Below are 14,557 nucleotides of genomic sequence, written 5' to 3'. Positions count from 1 at the left end.
CGGGCGCTCGCGGCACGACGACGTGCGGCGACGTTCTCGCGGCGGTGACGTGGCAGCAACCGCCCGTTCATCCAGGTGGGGTGCGATGTCCTGCGGAGGCAGGGCGTCGACCCGTCCGACTCGTGGACGTGAGCGGCTGCTGCCCGGCCGTCCGCACGAGATGAAGGAGTCAGCGTGACCGACCACCAGCACCTGCGGCGACGGAGGGTGGTGGCGGGCACGTTGACCGTGGCCCTCGCCGCGCCGCTCTCCGTCGCGGCGGCCACCGCCGCGAGCGCGGCGCCCGACGGGTCGGGCCTCGTCATCAACGAGGCCTACCTGAGCGGCGGCAGCGCCAACGCCCCCTACACCCACAAGTTCGTCGAGCTGTACAACCCCACGCAGGCGGCGATCGACCTCTCCGGCATGTCGCTCCAGTACCGCTCGGCGACGGGGACGGGCGCCTTCACCGGCGTCACGCCGCTGACCGGCACGGTCGCGCCCGGGGGCTACTTCCTCGTGCAGGGCGGCTCCAACGGGTCGACCGGCGCGGCGCTGCCGACGCCCGACGCGACCGGGGGCCTCAACCCGTCGGGCACGACGGGCACCCTCGCGCTCGTGCGCTCCACCTCGGCCGTCACGCTGCCCGCGGGCAACGCCGCGGGCGCCGCGAACGTCGTGGACCTCGTCGGGTACGGGACGTCGAACACGTTCGAGACCGCCGTCAGCCCCGCGCCGTCGGCCAACAACGTGCCGGCCTCGATCAACCGGACCGGGTTCGCGGACACCGACGACAACAGCAAGGACTTCTCGCTCTCGAGCACCGTCACCCCGCAGAACAGCGGCGACGACGGCGGTGGCCCCGACCCCGAGCCGGGCGAGGTCGTCCCCATCGCCGAGATCCAGGGCACGGGCGCGGCGAGCCCGCTCGTCGGCCAGACCGTCACGACGCGCGGCGTCGTCACGGCGACCTACCCCACGGGCGGCTACGACGGCTTCTACCTCCAGACCGAGGGCACGGGCGGCGACCTCGACGCCTCGCACACGGCGTCGGACGCGATCTTCGTCTACTCCAAGGCGGGCGCCGCGGCCGTGCAGGTCGGCGACCACGTCGAGGTCACCGGCGCGGTGTCCGAGTACTTCACGCTGACCCAGATCACGCCCGCGGCGGGTGGCTGGACGGTCCTCGACGAGGCGGCCGAGGCGGTCAAGCCGGCGAACGTCGCGTTCCCCGCGACCGACGCCGCGCGCGAGGTGCTCGAGGGCATGCTCGTGCAGCCCGCGGGCGACTACGTCGTCGCGGACAACTACGACACCAACTTCTACGGCTCGTTCCTGCTCGCGGCGGGCACGGACCCGTTCGTCCAGCCGACGTCGGCCGGGCGCCCGGGCAGCGCGGAGGCCGCCGCCGCGGTCACGGACCGTGCGGCGCGGGCCGTCGTGCTCGACGACGGGGCGACGACCAACTTCAACAACACGGCGAACAAGGGCATCCCGCTCCCGTACCTCACGGGCGGGGCGCCCGCGCGGGTCGGCGCCGGTGTGTCCTTCACGACGCCCGTCATCCTCGACTACCGGTTCGACGCGTGGACGTTCCAGCCGCTGACGCAGCTCACCGCCGGCGACGGCGGGAACGCCGCCACGGTGCAGCCGGCCACGTTCGCGGACACGCGCGAGGACGCCCCGGCCGAGGTCGGGGGCGACCTGTCGGTCGCGACGTTCAACGTGCTCAACTACTTCACGACGACCGGCGACCAGCTCACGGGCTGCACGTACTACACGGACCGCGCGGGCAACCCGATCACGGTCAACCGTGGCTGCGACGCCCGCGGCGCGGCGAACGCGGAGAACCTCGAGCGCCAGGAGACCAAGATCGTCGCCGCGATCGACGCGCTCGACGCCGACGTCGTCGCGCTCATGGAGATCGAGAACTCGACGCCGTTCGGCAAGGACCGCGACCAGGCGCTCTCCGACCTCGTCGACGCGCTCAACGACGCCGCAGGTGCCGACGAGTGGGCCTTCGTCCCGTCGCCGGCCGCGCTGCCGGACGAGGAGGACGTGATCCGGCTCGCGTACATCTACCAGGTGGACGCGGCCGAGCCGGTCGGGGACTCGCGGATCCTGCTCGACGACCCGGCGTTCGTCAACGCGCGCGAGCCCCTCGCGCAGGTGTTCCAGCCGGCAGGCGGGGTCTCTGAGGGTGACGACGCCGCGAGCGACGACGTGCTCGTCGTCGCGAACCACCTCAAGTCGAAGGGCTCCGGCACGCCCGTGCTGCCCGGCGACGAGGACTCGGGCGACGGCCAGGGCGCGTTCAACGCGTCGCGCGTCGCGCAGGCGACGGCGCTAGTCGGCTTCGCCGAGGACGTCGCGGCGGACGCGGGCACGGACAAGGTCCTGCTCGCGGGCGACTTCAACTCGTACTCCCAGGAGGACCCGCTCGAGGTCCTCAAGGACGCGGGCTACACGGACCTCGGCGAGACGACCGGCGAGCACACCTACCTCTTCGACGGGTACGTCGGCTCGCTCGACCACGTGTTCGCCTCGGCCGGGGCGGCCGGCGCCGTCACCGGCACGGACGTGTGGAACATCAACTCGGTCGAGCCCATCGCCAACGAGTACAGCCGGTACAACTACAACGCGTCGATCCTCTACGACACGACGCCGTTCCGGTCCTCCGACCACGACCCGGTGCTCGTCGGCCTGCAGCTCGGCGACGCCACGCCGGGGACGACGCAGCTCGACCTGCTGGCGATCAACGACTTCCACGGTCGCATCGACGCCAACACCGTGAAGTTCGCGGGCACGATCGAGCAGCTGCGCGCGGCGAACCCCGAGGGGACGGCGTTCGTCTCCGCGGGCGACAACATCGGCGCGTCGCTGTTCGCGTCGGCGCTCCAGGAGGACCAGCCGACGATCGACGTGCTGAACGCGCTCGACCTCGCGGCCTCGGCCGTGGGCAACCACGAGTTCGACCAGGGCATGGACGACCTCACGGGCCGCGTGTCCGACGAGGCGGACTGGGCCTACCTGGGGGCGAACGTCTACGACAAGGGCACGACGAACCCGGCCCTGCCGGAGTACCAGGTGGTCGAGATCGACGGCCTCGACGTCGGCTTCGTGGGCGTCGTGACCGAAGAGACCCCGACGCTGGTCACGCCGTCGGGCATCGCGGACCTCGACTTCGGGGACCCGGTCGAGGCGCTCAACCGCGTCACCGCCCAGCTCCAGGACGGCGACCCGGCGAACGGCGAGGCCGACGTGGTCGTGGGCCTCGTCCACGAGGGCGCGTCGGCGGGCACGCCGGACGGCGCGACGCTCGAGGAGGAGGTCGCCGCGGGCGGCGCCTTCGCGGACATCGTCAACGAGACCGACGCGCGCGTCGCGGCGATCTTCACGGGCCACACCCACAAGCAGTACGCGTGGGACGCGCCCGTCCCGGGCGTCCCGGGCAAGACCCGCCCGATCGTCCAGACCGGCAACTACGGCGAGTTCATCGGGCACGTGTCGCTCACCGTGGACACCGCGACCCACGAGGTCACGGCGTACACGGCGCAGAACGTGGCCCGCACGACGGCGGAGGACGCGACCCTGGTCGCGACGTACCCGCGCGTCGCGGAGGTCAAGACGATCGTCGACGCGGCGCTCCAGCAGGCCGAGATCATCGGCGCGCAGCCGATCGGCGAGGTCACCGCGGACATCACGACCGCGTTCGCGGGCGGCGCGTACACGGGTCCCGGCGGGACGTACGTGGGCCCCGGCCCGAACCCGACGTCCGGTCGTGACGACCGCGCGTCGGAGTCGACGCTCGGCAACCTCGTCGCCGACTCGCTCCTCGCGACGCTGTCCGACCCGGCGCGCGGCGGTGCGGACATCGGTGTCGTCAACCCGGGCGGGCTGCGCAGCGAGCTGTTCCACAACGGTGACGGCGTCATCACGTACGCCGAGGCCAACGCCGTCCTGCCGTTCGTCAACAACCTGTGGACCGTGACCCTCACGGGCGAGCAGGTCGTCGAGATGCTCGAGCAGCAGTGGCAGACGGACGCGAACGGCAACCGCCCGTCGCGCCCGTACCTCGCCCTGGGGCTCTCGGACAACGTGTCGTGGACGGCGGAGACCGCCGACCCGAACGCGGCCCCGGGGAGCAACGTCTCGTCGGTGACGATCAACGGGGAGCCGATCGACCTCGCGGGCGAGTACCGCGTGGCGACGTTCTCCTTCCTCGCCACCGGCGGTGACAACTTCCGCGTGTTCACCGAGGGCACGGACCCGCGCGACTCCGGTCTGGTCGACCGGGACGCGTGGATCGCGTACCTGAAGGACAGCTCGCCGGTGTCGCCGTCGTTCGACCGCTCGCGCGTGGTGGTGGACTCGCTCCCCGGCACCGTGACCGCGGGCTCCGACGTGAGCGTGGGGCTCTCGCATCTCGACCTCACCTCGCTCGGCTCCCCGCTGAACACCTCGGTGGACGGCTACCTCGTCGCGGCGGACGCCACGTTCGACCCGGCGAACCCGGGCACCCCGGCGGGCACCGCCACGGTGACGGGCGGGGCCGCGACGCTGACGGCGTCGGTCCCGGCCGACGCTGCGGCGGGCGACTACGACCTCTGGGTCGTGGCGTCGCCGAGCGGCACGACCGCCCGGATCCCGGTCACGGTCGAGGCCGCCACCCCGACGGTGGTGCTCGAGAACCTCGAGGCCTCTGCCCGCTGCATGGGCAAGTTCGTCCACGTCGCGGTCCGGGCGACCAACGGCGAGGACGTCCCGGTCGAGGTCGTCGTCGAGACGCCCTTCGGCTCCAAGCGGTTCCCGAACCTCCAGCCGGGCAAGAACGCGTACCAGTCGTTCAACACCCGGGCCACGTCGGTCGAGGGCGGGACGGTCACCGTCACCGCCACGCTCGACGGCGTGACGCAGGAGTACGAGGTCCCGTTCGAGGGCCAGAACTGCGGCTGACGCCTCGCTGACGCCGTGCGGCGCCGCCGACGAGGCGGCGCCGCGTCCCGCGACCCGGGTCCCGTCCGACGGGCCCGGGTCGCGGTGCGTGCGGGGCCGACGCCGGGGTCCGCCGTCGCGCTCCCGGGGCACGGAGCTCCCAGCAACCGCGGGTAGGGTCGTGGTCGTGAGCTCCGAGCAGTCCCCCGTGCCCGACGACGACACCCCCGACACGTCTGTCGCCCACGGCCACGAGACCCCAGCGGCCGAGGCGGCTGAGGCGCCTGAGGCCGACGCCACCGCACCGGCCGCTGACGAGGTCGAGATTGAGGACGTCGTCGACCCCGCGACGGTCCGCCGTGCGCCGCGCTACGGCAGGTTCTTCGCGGTCGGGATCGTGCTCGGCGCGGTGCTCGGGCTCGGGGTCGGTGGTGCGTGGCTCCAGTCGGAGGTCTCGGAGCCGGTCTTCAAGCCGGGGGTCTACTTCACCGTCATCCTCGTCACGTGCGCCGCTCTGGGCGCCGCCGTCGCCGGGCTGTGGGCCGTCGTCGCTGACCGGCGGAGCCTGCGCGGGCGCCGCTGACACGCCGTCACCGGTCGCGGGACGCGCGCGTTCAGCGACGGGCCAGACGTCGGGTCGCCGCCGGGCTACCCTCGCCCCATGAGCGACCAGGTCACCGTGCGACCAGCGACCCGTGAGGACTGGCCGGGGATGTGGCACACGCTCGAACCGGTGCTGCGTGCCGGGGAGACCTACACGTACCCGCGCGACATCACCGAGAACCAGGCGCGCGCCGCGTGGACCGAGTCTCCGGCCGCGCGCGTGCTCGTCGCCGTCGACCCCATCGACGGAGCGGTGCTCGGCACCGCGAAGTACCTCCCCAACCACCCGGGCGCCGGAGCCCACGTCGCCAACGCCAGCTTCGTCGTCGACCCCGAGGCGAGCGGTCGCGGAGTCGGTCGCGTGCTCGCCCGGGCGGTGCTCGACGGCGCGCGTGCAGACGGCTACCGCGCCATGCAGTTCAACGCCGTCGTCGAGACCAACGACCGTGCCGTCCGTCTGTGGCAGTCCCTCGGATTCACCATCCTGGCCACGGTTCCTGAGGCGTTCGACCATCCCACCGCCGGCCTCGTCGGCCTGCACATCATGCATCGCACGCTCTGACCCCTCAGGCGGGTCCGTCGTCGCCCATGTGCCAGCGCTCGCGCACGAGGGTGCGGTACCGCGCCGACCGGGTCACGCCGACCACCACGACGCACAGCGCCGCGAGGGTCCCGACGGCCAGGACCGCCGCCGTGGCGGCGAACGGCACCCCGTCGACCAGGAGCGCGACGCCACCGCCCGCCAGGCCGGCCAGCACGGACGGCGCGAGCATCCCGGAGCCGGCCAGGAGCACGAGGGCGAACGTCGTGGACGCCGACCAGGGGGACAGCAGCTCCCGGACGACGTCGTCGGCGGGCGGTGCGGACGGCTCGGGGGAGCGCAGGAGCGCGAGCCCTGCCCGGCGCTGCCGTCCCTGTCGTGACACCGGGAGCAGGAGCCACACCGCGCCGAGGAGCAGCGCCGCCCCGACGAGCGCACCGCCGACGCCGACGAGGACGTCGATCGACACCTCGCCCACCGGCCCGTAGTACCGGTCCGGGCCGAACTTGCGCGGGTGACGCATCCACAGGCCGATCAGGAACAGGACGAGGCCGACCATGCCGACGCCGCCCAGCACGGCCGCCACCCGGTCGTTCCGGAGCGCGGCCCGCCGGTCGGTCCGCGAGGGCGCGGACGGGCCGAGCGCCGCGCGCCGCCGCCGTTCCGCCTCCTCGGCGAAGCGCACCTCGTTCGGCCCCCACGTCGTGCGCACGACGTCCTGCCAGGCGGACCAGCGCGCGCGCAGCCCGGGCAGGAGCAGCAGGCCGACCGCGGTGACCACCCCGACGACGGCGGAGACCGCGACGGTCGGGGTGCGCTCGGCGTCGTCGCGGTCCATCGTGAAGAGCCCGACCGCCCCGGCGAGGAGCGCGAGCACGAGGTACGTCCAGGTGAGCCCGGCGAGCGCTCCCGCCGGGCTCGACTCCGCGACGCGCTTCCGCACCGAGTGCGGCGGGACGTCGGTGCGCGGCCGGCCCTCGGCCAGCAGGGCGCCGGTGACGGCGAGCGTCGCCGCGGCGTGCGCCGGCACGAAGACCGGCACGGCGACCGCGAGCGTCAGGATCCACCAGCCGAGCGTCGAGCGCAGGACCTCGTCGGCGTCGTACCTCCCGCCGGAGACCAGCTCACCGCCGACGAGCCCGAGCCCGAGGAGGACGAGGAAGCCCAGGACCGTGCCGACGAGGAACGCCCCGCCGCCCGCCACGAGTCCGTCGAGCCGGGCCGGGCCTGCGGCGGCGCGGACCTCCACGAACCGGTAGGCCGCCCGCTCGCGGCGGTGCCGCGGTCGGTCGTCGCGGGCACGGTCGTCGCGGTCCCTGGGGGAGCGGTCGACGCGGGAGGGAGCCACGCGGGCAGGATAGCGAGCGGTCGTCCGCGGTCGGGGCGTCGTCGTCGGGGCGGCGCGGTGGGGGCGGCGCCGGGTCAGCCGGGGACCGGGGCACCGACCGGCCGGGGAGCGGCGGACGTCGGCGCGCCCTCCGCCGGGGCGAGCCGCACGGCGACCCCCGGCGCGAGCCCCAGCGACCTGGCCTCCGCGCGGGTCACGACGACGGACACCACCTCGTCCTCGGTGGTCACCTCGGCGCGTACCTCGAAGCCCACTCGCGTCGTGCGGGTCACCACGCCGGGCACCGGCCCGCCCGCGCGTGACGGCGTCGCGCCGTCCACGGTGCCGTCCGGGGCGTCGGCGGGCAGCACCTCGACGTGCACGTCGTGCGGTCGCACGAGCACACCCCCGAGGCGCGTCACCGGCCCGAGGAAGCTCATGACGAAGTCGTTCGCGGGGCGGTCGTAGAGGTCGTCGGGCGTGCCGACCTGCTCGATGCGCCCCTCGTTGACGACGACGATCTCGTCGGCGACCTCCAGCGCCTCCTCCTGGTCGTGCGTGACGAACACCGTGGTCACGGGGATCTCGTCGTGCAGGCGGCGCAGCCAGTCGCGCAGCTCCTTGCGGACCTTGGCGTCGAGCGCGCCGAACGGCTCGTCGAGCAGGAGGACGCTCGGCCGGATCGCGAGGGCGCGCGCGAGCGCCATGCGCTGGCGCTGCCCGCCGGAGAGCTGGGACGGCAGGCGGTGCGCGAAGCTCTCGAGGTGCACGAGGCGCAGGAGCTCGTCGACGCGCTCGGCGATCTCGGCCTTCGGCGTGCGCCGGATCTCGAGCCCGAACGCGACGTTCCGCGCGACGCTCAGGTGCTTGAACGCCGCGTAGTGCTGGAAGACGAAGCCCACGTTGCGGCGTCGGGCCGGCAGGTTCGTCGCGTCGCGGCCCTCGATCTCGATCTCGCCGGAGTCGGGCACCTCGAGCCCGGCGACGACGCGCAGGAGCGTCGACTTGCCGCCGCCGCTCGGGCCGAGCAGCGCGGTGAGGCGCCCGGTGGGGACGGACACGGAGACGTCGTCGAGCGCGACGAAGTCGCCGAAGGTCTTGCGGACGTTGCGGATCTCGATGCTCATGCGTCGGCCTCCGTGGGGGCGGCGGTGCGAGGGGAGGGGCGGGCGGTGCGGCGGGTGCGGGGCCCGGCGGCGTCGTCGGAGCGCAGGAAGGTCACCGCGACGATGCACGCGACGGACACGGACGCGAGGAGGAACGCGACCGCGTAGGCCGTGCCCTGCTCGAAGTCCTGGTAGCGCTGCTCGACGAGGAGCGTGGACGTCTGGGTGCGACCCTCGAAGTTGCCGGACACCACCTTCACGGCACCGAACTCGCCGAGCGCCCGGGCGAGCGTGAGCACGACGCCGTAGACCACCGCCCACTTGATGGCGGGCAGGGTGATGCGCCGGAAGGTCTGGAACCAGCTCGCCCCGAGGCTCGTCGCGGCCAGCTCTTCGTCGGTACCGAGCTCGGTGAGCACGGGCACGACCTCGCGGATCACGAGCGGGAGGCACACGAACGCCGTCGCGAGCACGATGCCGGGCGGCGCGAAGATCACCTGGAACCCGGCGTCCTCGAGCGCGCCCCCGAACCAGCCGTTCTTGCCGTACACGAGGACGAGCGAGAGCCCGACGACGATCGGCGAGACCGAGAGCGGGAGGTCGAGCAGGGCGTTGAGCAGGGCCTTGCCCGGGAAGTCGTAGCGCACGATGAGCATCGAGATCCCGACGCCGAAGACCGTGTTGATCAGCACGACCTGCACCGCGACCGCCGCGGTGAGCTGGAGCGCGAAGACGACGGACGGATCGGACAGTGCCCGCTGGAACGTCTCGAGCCCGTCCGCGAACGCGCCGCGCACGACGAGCGAGACCGGCCACCCGACGAGCAGCACGAGGTAGACGACCACGACGGTGCGCAGCGTGCGCCGCACCCAGGGGGAGCTATCCACGGCGGGCCACCCTTCGCTGGAGGAGCTGGATCGTGGCGATGACGAGGAGGGACACGAGCAGGAGCACCGAGGCGACCGCCGCCGCCTGCTCCGGCTGGCCGTTCTCCAGGTAGCTGAGGATGCGGACCGAGCCGACCTCCGTGCGCATCGGCAGGTTCCCGGAGAGGAGGACGAGCGCGCCGTACTCGCTGATCGCGCGGGCGAACGACAACGCGGCGCCCGCGGTGATCGCCGGGGCGAGCGCGGGGAGGATCACGCGACGGAAGGTCGTGAGCCGGGTCGCGCCGAGCGACGCGGCCGCCTCCTCGACGTCACGGTCGAGCTCGGCGAGCACGGGCTGCACGCTGCGCACCACGAAGGGCAGCGTGACGAAGAGGAACGCGAGGAAGACGGCGGCGCGCGTGTTCGCGACGTCGATCCCGAGCGGTCCCGACGGCCCGTACAGGGCGAGCAGCACGAGGCCGGCCACGATCGTCGGGAGCGCGAACGGGATGTCGATGAGGACCTCGAGGAGCCGCTTGCCGGGGAACCGGTCGCGCACGAGGACCCACGCGATGAGCGTGCCCATGACGACGTTCACGGCGGTCACGGCGAGCGCCTGCGTGACCGTGAGCGTCAGCGCCGCGGCGGTCTGCGGCTGCGTGACGGCGGCGACGAAGGCGGGCCAGCCGCCGACCGACGTCTCGACGAGCACGGCGACCAGCGGGACGAGCGCGAGCGCCGAGAACCACACGAGCGCGACGCCGAGCCCGAGGCCCGAGGCCGCGGTCAGGCGGTAGGGGCCGTTGGGCGTCCGGCGTGCCCGGCGGACCCGGCGCGGCCGGGACGCGGCCGGAGCCGGGCGGCGCTCGCGCGCCGCCCGGCCCGGTCGTTCAGCGAGGGTCGAGGACACGGGTCACTGCTTCCCGGTCTCGGCCTGGATCTTCGTCACGAGGCCCTCGTCACCGAAGAACTTGTCGTTGGTCGCGGACCAGCCGCCGAAGTCGTCGGCGATGGTGAGGAGCGTCGGGACGGTGGGGAACGGGTCGCTCGGGTCGTTGGCACCCTCGACCTCGAAGTCGACGTCCCCGGTCAGGGGCCGGAAGCCCACGTGCGCGAACGCCTCCTGGCCCTCGGGCGTGAGGACGAAGTCGAGGTAGCTCTGGGCCTTGGGGTCGGCGTCGACCGTCACCGCGGCCGGGTTCTCGATGAGGAGCGTCTGGTCGGGGACCACGTAGTCGAACGTCTCGCCGTTCTGCCGCGCGAGGATCGCCTCGTTCTCGTACGACAGCAGGACGTCGCCGGTGCCGGACGTGAAGGCGGTCGTCGCGTCGCGGCCGCTGCCCGGGAGCGCGACGGCGTTGGTGAAGAACTTCCGCAGGTACTCGGTCGCGTCCTCCTCCGAGCCCCCGTTCGCGATGACGCTGCCCCACCCGGCGAGGATGTTCCAGCGGGCCGAGCCCGACGAGCCGGGGTTCGGGGTGACGATCTCGACGCCGGGCTGGACGATGTCCTCCCAGCTCTGGATGTTCTTCGGGTTGCCCTCGCGCACCACGAGCACGACGACGGACTGGCTGACGATGCCCTTGTTGTCGCCCGCGTTCCAGTCCTCGGCGACGAGGCCCGCGTCGACGAGGCGCGTGACGTCGCCCTCGAGCGAGAAGTGCACGTAGTCGGCCTCCAGGCCGTCGGCGACGGCGCGGCTCTGGTCGCCGGAGGCGCCGTACGACGTCTCCCACGTGACGCCCTGGCCGTCCTCGGTCTCGCCCCACAGCTCCTGCGCGGCGTCGTTGCCCGCCTTGGGCACGGCGAAGCCGACGAGGGAGAGCGTCGTGGGCTCGACGTCGGAGCCCGCGTCGCCGCTGTCGTCGCCCCCGCCCGACCCGTCGACGGCGGTCGGCGCGCAGGCGGTGAGGACCAGGGCGGTGGCTGCCGCGGCAGCCGCGAGGGTGATCGTCGTCCGGAGGCGTCGCATGGTGTCGTCCTTCGTCGGGGTCCCGGAGGCCGGGAGCGGGTGATCGATCGAGCGATCGAGCGGGGCGGCCGGGGCAGCCGGCGTGATACTGGACTGCCGCGATCGGGTAAGTCGAGATTCAAGCGCGGCGTTCCCACGCAGCGAAACCCCTGACCGACAGGTGGGACGACGTAACGCCATCGTGAACGGCTGTCTCGACGGCGTCGTGGTCGCGCGCGCCGGCCCCCGTCCGCATGACCTCGCGCTTCGGTCCGGACGCGCCTGCTGTGGGACACTGAGGTACGTGGCCCCCCGCGGAGATGGACTTCTCAACCACGACCTCATGCCCGGCGAGAAAGGCCCCCAGGACGCCTGTGGCGTCTTCGGTGTCTGGGCGCCCGGCGAAGAGGTCGCCAAGCTCGCCTACTTCGGGCTGTACGCGTTGCAGCACCGAGGCCAGGAGTCGGCCGGCATCGCCACCAGCAACGGTGAGCAGATCCTGGTCTACAAGGACATGGGACTCGTCTCCCAGGTGTTCGACGAGACGGCGCTCAACGCCCTGACGGGGCACATCGCCGTCGGGCACTGCCGGTACTCGACCACGGGCGGTGTGACGTGGGAGAACGCCCAGCCGACGCTCGGCGCCACCGCGTCCGGGACCGTCGCGCTCGGGCACAACGGCAACCTCACCAACTCCGCAGAGCTCGTCAACCTCGTCGCGGAGCGGTACGGGAACCAGCGCCGCGGCGAGCTCGCGCGCGGCAACACCACGGATACCGCGCTCGTCACCGCGCTCCTCGCGGGCGACGCCGACCACACGCTCGAGGCCACGGCGCTCGAGGTCCTCCCACGTCTGCGCGGCGCCTTCTCCCTCGTCTTCATGGACGAGCGCACTCTCTACGCGGCGCGCGACCCGCAGGGCGTGCGCCCGCTCGTCCTCGGTCGGCTCGAGCGCGGCTGGGTCGTGGCGAGCGAGACCCCGGCGCTCGACATCGTCGGAGCGTCGTTCGTGCGCGAGGTCGAGCCGGGAGAGCTCATCGCGATCGACGCGGACGGCCTGCGCTCCCAGCGCTTCGCGCCCGCCGAGCGCGCGGGCTGCGTCTTCGAGTACGTCTACCTCGCGCGCCCCGACACGTCGATCAACGGCCGCTCCGTGCACGCCGCCCGCGTCGAGATGGGCCGCCAGCTCGCGCGCGAGCACTCCGTCGAGGCCGACCTCGTCATCCCCGTCCCGGAGTCCGGCACACCCGCCGCCGTGGGCTACGCCGCCGAGTCGGGCATCCCGTTCGGCCAGGGGCTGACCAAGAACGCCTACGTCGGCCGCACGTTCATCCAGCCGTCGGACACGCTGCGCCAGCTCGGCATCCGGCTCAAGCTCAACCCGCTGCGCGACGTCATCCGCGGCAAGCGCCTCGTCGTCGTCGACGACTCGATCGTGCGCGGCAACACGCAGCGCGCGCTCATCCGCATGCTGCGCGAGGCCGGGGCGGCCGAGGTGCACGTGCGCATCAGCTCGCCCCCCGTGAAGTGGCCGTGCTTCTACGGCATCGACTTCGCCTCCCGCGCCGAGCTCATCGCCAACGGCCTCTCGCCCGACGAGATCGGGCAGTCGCTCGGCGCCGACAGCCTGGGCTACATCTCGACCGAGGGCATGATCGCGGCGACCGAGCAGCCGTCGTCGCAGCTCTGCACGGCGTGCTTCACGGGGAAGTACCCCATCGAGCTGCCGCCCGACGACCAGCTCGGCAAGCACCTCCTCGAGCAGGCCGAGCTCCCGCTCGGCGCGCCCGAGGACGGGCTGCGCAGCCTGTCGGTGACCGCCGGCGGGGCCGGCGCGCTCCAGCACCCGTGAGCTCGTCCCCGCACCCGACCCGAGACCACCAGCACCACCGGCGCGTGCGCCGCGAGACCTCCTTGGAGCCGACACCGTGACTGCCGACTCGCCCCAGACGGGCCTCACCTACGCCGCCGCGGGCGTCGACACCGAGGCCGGTGACAAGGCCGTCGAGCTCATGAAGGACGCCGTGCGTCGCACCCAAGGCCCGCAGGTCCTCGGCGGCGTGGGCGGCTTCGCGGGGCTCTACGACTTCTCCGAGGTCGCGACCTACCGCCGCCCCCTGCTCGCGACGTCGACCGACGGCGTGGGCACCAAGGTCGCGATCGCCCAGGCCCTCGACGTCCACGACACCATCGGGTTCGACCTCGTGGGCATGGTCGTGGACGACATCGTCGTGGTCGGCGCCAAGCCGCTGTTCATGACGGACTACATCGCGTGCGGCAAGGTCGTGCCCGAGCGCATCGCGGGCATCGTCCGCGGCATCGCGGCGGCCTGCGAGGTCGCGGGCACCGCACTCGTGGGCGGCGAGACGGCCGAGCACCCGGGTCTGCTCGGCGAGGACGAGTACGACGTCGCCGGTGCCGCCACGGGGGTCGTCGAGGCCGACCGGCTGCTGGGCCCGGACCGCGTGCGCGAGGGCGACGTGCTCGTCGCCATGGCCTCGTCGGGTCTGCACTCGAACGGGTACTCGCTCGTGCGGGCCGTGCTCAAGCACGCGGGCTGGGGCCTCGAGCGCCACGTGGACGAGCTCGGGCGCACGGTCGGCGAGGAGCTCCTCGAGCCCACGCGCGTGTACGCGAGCGACTGCCTCGCGCTGGCCGCCGACGACGCCGCGCAGGTCCACGCGTTCACGCACGTCACGGGCGGCGGGCTCGCCGCGAACCTCGCGCGCGTCCTGCCCGCCGGGCTCGTCGGGGTCGTGGACCGCGCGAGCTGGGACGTCCCGCCGGTCTTCCGCCTCGTGCGCGAGCTGGGCGGTGTGCCGCGCGGCGACCTCGAGCACACGCTCAACCTCGGCGTCGGCATGGTCGCGGTGGTCGGTGCCGACGGCGTCGACGCCGCGCTCGCGCGCTGCGCCGCGCTCGGTGTCCCCGCGTGGGTGCTCGGCACGGTCGAGGCCTTCGACCCGACGGCGGTCACCGACGTCGCGGACGGTGACCTCGTCGCGGGCACCAAGGGCGTCCAGGCGGGCGCCGTGCGCCTCGTCGGTGACTACCGGGCCTGACCTCCGGTGTTCCCGGGCGGGTGAGCGGTTGCCGCCCCCGCCCGGGAGGCGCACCCGCGGCCGAGCACGACGACGTCAGGGCACGACGAGGGGTGCGGTGCGGAGACCGGACCAGGGGCGCAGCGCCACGACCTCGGGGCGAGCACGGCCACGGCGGGCCGGTGCGCGGAGGGTCCCCGGGTCA

General features: G+C 73.4%; 10 protein-coding genes. 5 read left to right on the top strand and 5 right to left on the bottom strand.

The window, feature by feature from the left end:
* The first annotated feature begins 174 nt into the window (after positions 1-174).
* The 3 genes from A0J59_RS01680 (at position 175) to A0J59_RS01670 (ending at position 6,079) form a co-directional block, all read left to right on the top strand.
* Positions 175-4,935: an ExeM/NucH family extracellular endonuclease gene (locus A0J59_RS01680; RefSeq protein ID WP_255364874.1), complete on the top strand. Its 4,761-nt coding sequence runs from the start codon at positions 175-177 to the stop codon at positions 4,933-4,935.
* Between the two features lie 166 nt (positions 4,936-5,101).
* Positions 5,102-5,497, top strand: a complete 396-nt coding sequence (locus A0J59_RS01675; protein WP_156532742.1) for a hypothetical protein — start codon at positions 5,102-5,104, stop codon at positions 5,495-5,497.
* Positions 5,498-5,575: 78 nt separating this feature from the next.
* The gene (locus A0J59_RS01670) at positions 5,576-6,079 is read left to right on the top strand and encodes a GNAT family N-acetyltransferase (protein WP_064315020.1); all 504 of its coding nucleotides are present in this window, start codon (positions 5,576-5,578) and stop codon (positions 6,077-6,079) included.
* A 4-nt stretch (positions 6,080-6,083) separates the two neighbouring features.
* Here the strand turns inward: A0J59_RS01670 and A0J59_RS01665 are convergent, their stop codons facing one another.
* From A0J59_RS01665 to A0J59_RS01645, 5 genes are all read right to left on the bottom strand, one after another.
* The gene (locus A0J59_RS01665) at positions 6,084-7,406 is read right to left on the bottom strand and encodes a hypothetical protein (RefSeq protein WP_064315019.1); all 1,323 of its coding nucleotides are present in this window, start codon (positions 7,404-7,406) and stop codon (positions 6,084-6,086) included.
* Positions 7,407-7,480: 74 nt separating this feature from the next.
* Entirely contained in the window at positions 7,481-8,512 is a 1,032-nt protein-coding gene (locus tag A0J59_RS01660) for a sulfate/molybdate ABC transporter ATP-binding protein (RefSeq protein ID WP_064315018.1), read from the bottom strand.
* Positions 8,509-9,378: a sulfate ABC transporter permease gene (locus A0J59_RS01655; RefSeq protein WP_064315017.1), complete on the bottom strand. Its 870-nt coding sequence runs from the start codon at positions 9,376-9,378 to the stop codon at positions 8,509-8,511. The genes A0J59_RS01660 and A0J59_RS01655 overlap by 4 nt, the downstream gene beginning before the upstream one ends.
* Positions 9,371-10,270 (bottom strand): sulfate ABC transporter permease subunit CysT, encoded by a 900-nt coding sequence (cysT, locus tag A0J59_RS01650; RefSeq protein WP_082140908.1) that lies wholly within the window; start codon positions 10,268-10,270, stop codon positions 9,371-9,373. The genes A0J59_RS01655 and cysT overlap by 8 nt, the downstream gene beginning before the upstream one ends.
* Before the next feature lie 3 nt (positions 10,271-10,273).
* On the bottom strand, positions 10,274-11,332 hold the full coding sequence (locus tag A0J59_RS01645) for a sulfate ABC transporter substrate-binding protein (RefSeq protein WP_064315016.1): 1,059 nt from the start codon (positions 11,330-11,332) through the stop codon (positions 10,274-10,276).
* Positions 11,333-11,615: 283 nt separating this feature from the next.
* Here A0J59_RS01645 and purF point away from each other — a divergent pair, with 283 nt between their 5' ends.
* Entirely contained in the window at positions 11,616-13,163 is a 1,548-nt protein-coding gene (gene purF / locus A0J59_RS01640) for an amidophosphoribosyltransferase (protein WP_047231361.1), read from the top strand.
* A gap of 76 nt (positions 13,164-13,239) precedes the next feature.
* Entirely contained in the window at positions 13,240-14,373 is a 1,134-nt protein-coding gene (gene purM / locus A0J59_RS01635) for a phosphoribosylformylglycinamidine cyclo-ligase (RefSeq protein WP_064315015.1), read from the top strand.
* The last annotated feature ends 184 nt before the right edge of the window (positions 14,374-14,557 follow it).

Origin of the sequence: Cellulosimicrobium sp. I38E (assembly GCF_001647255.1) — a bacterium.
GTDB classification, from domain to species: Bacteria; Actinomycetota; Actinomycetes; order Actinomycetales; family Cellulomonadaceae; genus Cellulosimicrobium; species Cellulosimicrobium cellulans_E.
This window is presented reverse-complemented; position numbering and strand designations above follow the sequence as displayed.

Excerpts from the sequence above, each read along its gene's own strand:
- A0J59_RS01670 (WP_064315020.1), top strand. The coding sequence starts at position 5,576 with ATGAGCGACCAGGTCACCGTGCGACCAGCGACCCGTGAGGACTGGCCG.
- A0J59_RS01660 (WP_064315018.1), bottom strand. The coding sequence starts at position 8,512 with ATGAGCATCGAGATCCGCAACGTCCGCAAGACCTTCGGCGACTTCGTC.
- A0J59_RS01645 (WP_064315016.1), bottom strand. The coding sequence starts at position 11,332 with ATGCGACGCCTCCGGACGACGATCACCCTCGCGGCTGCCGCGGCAGCC.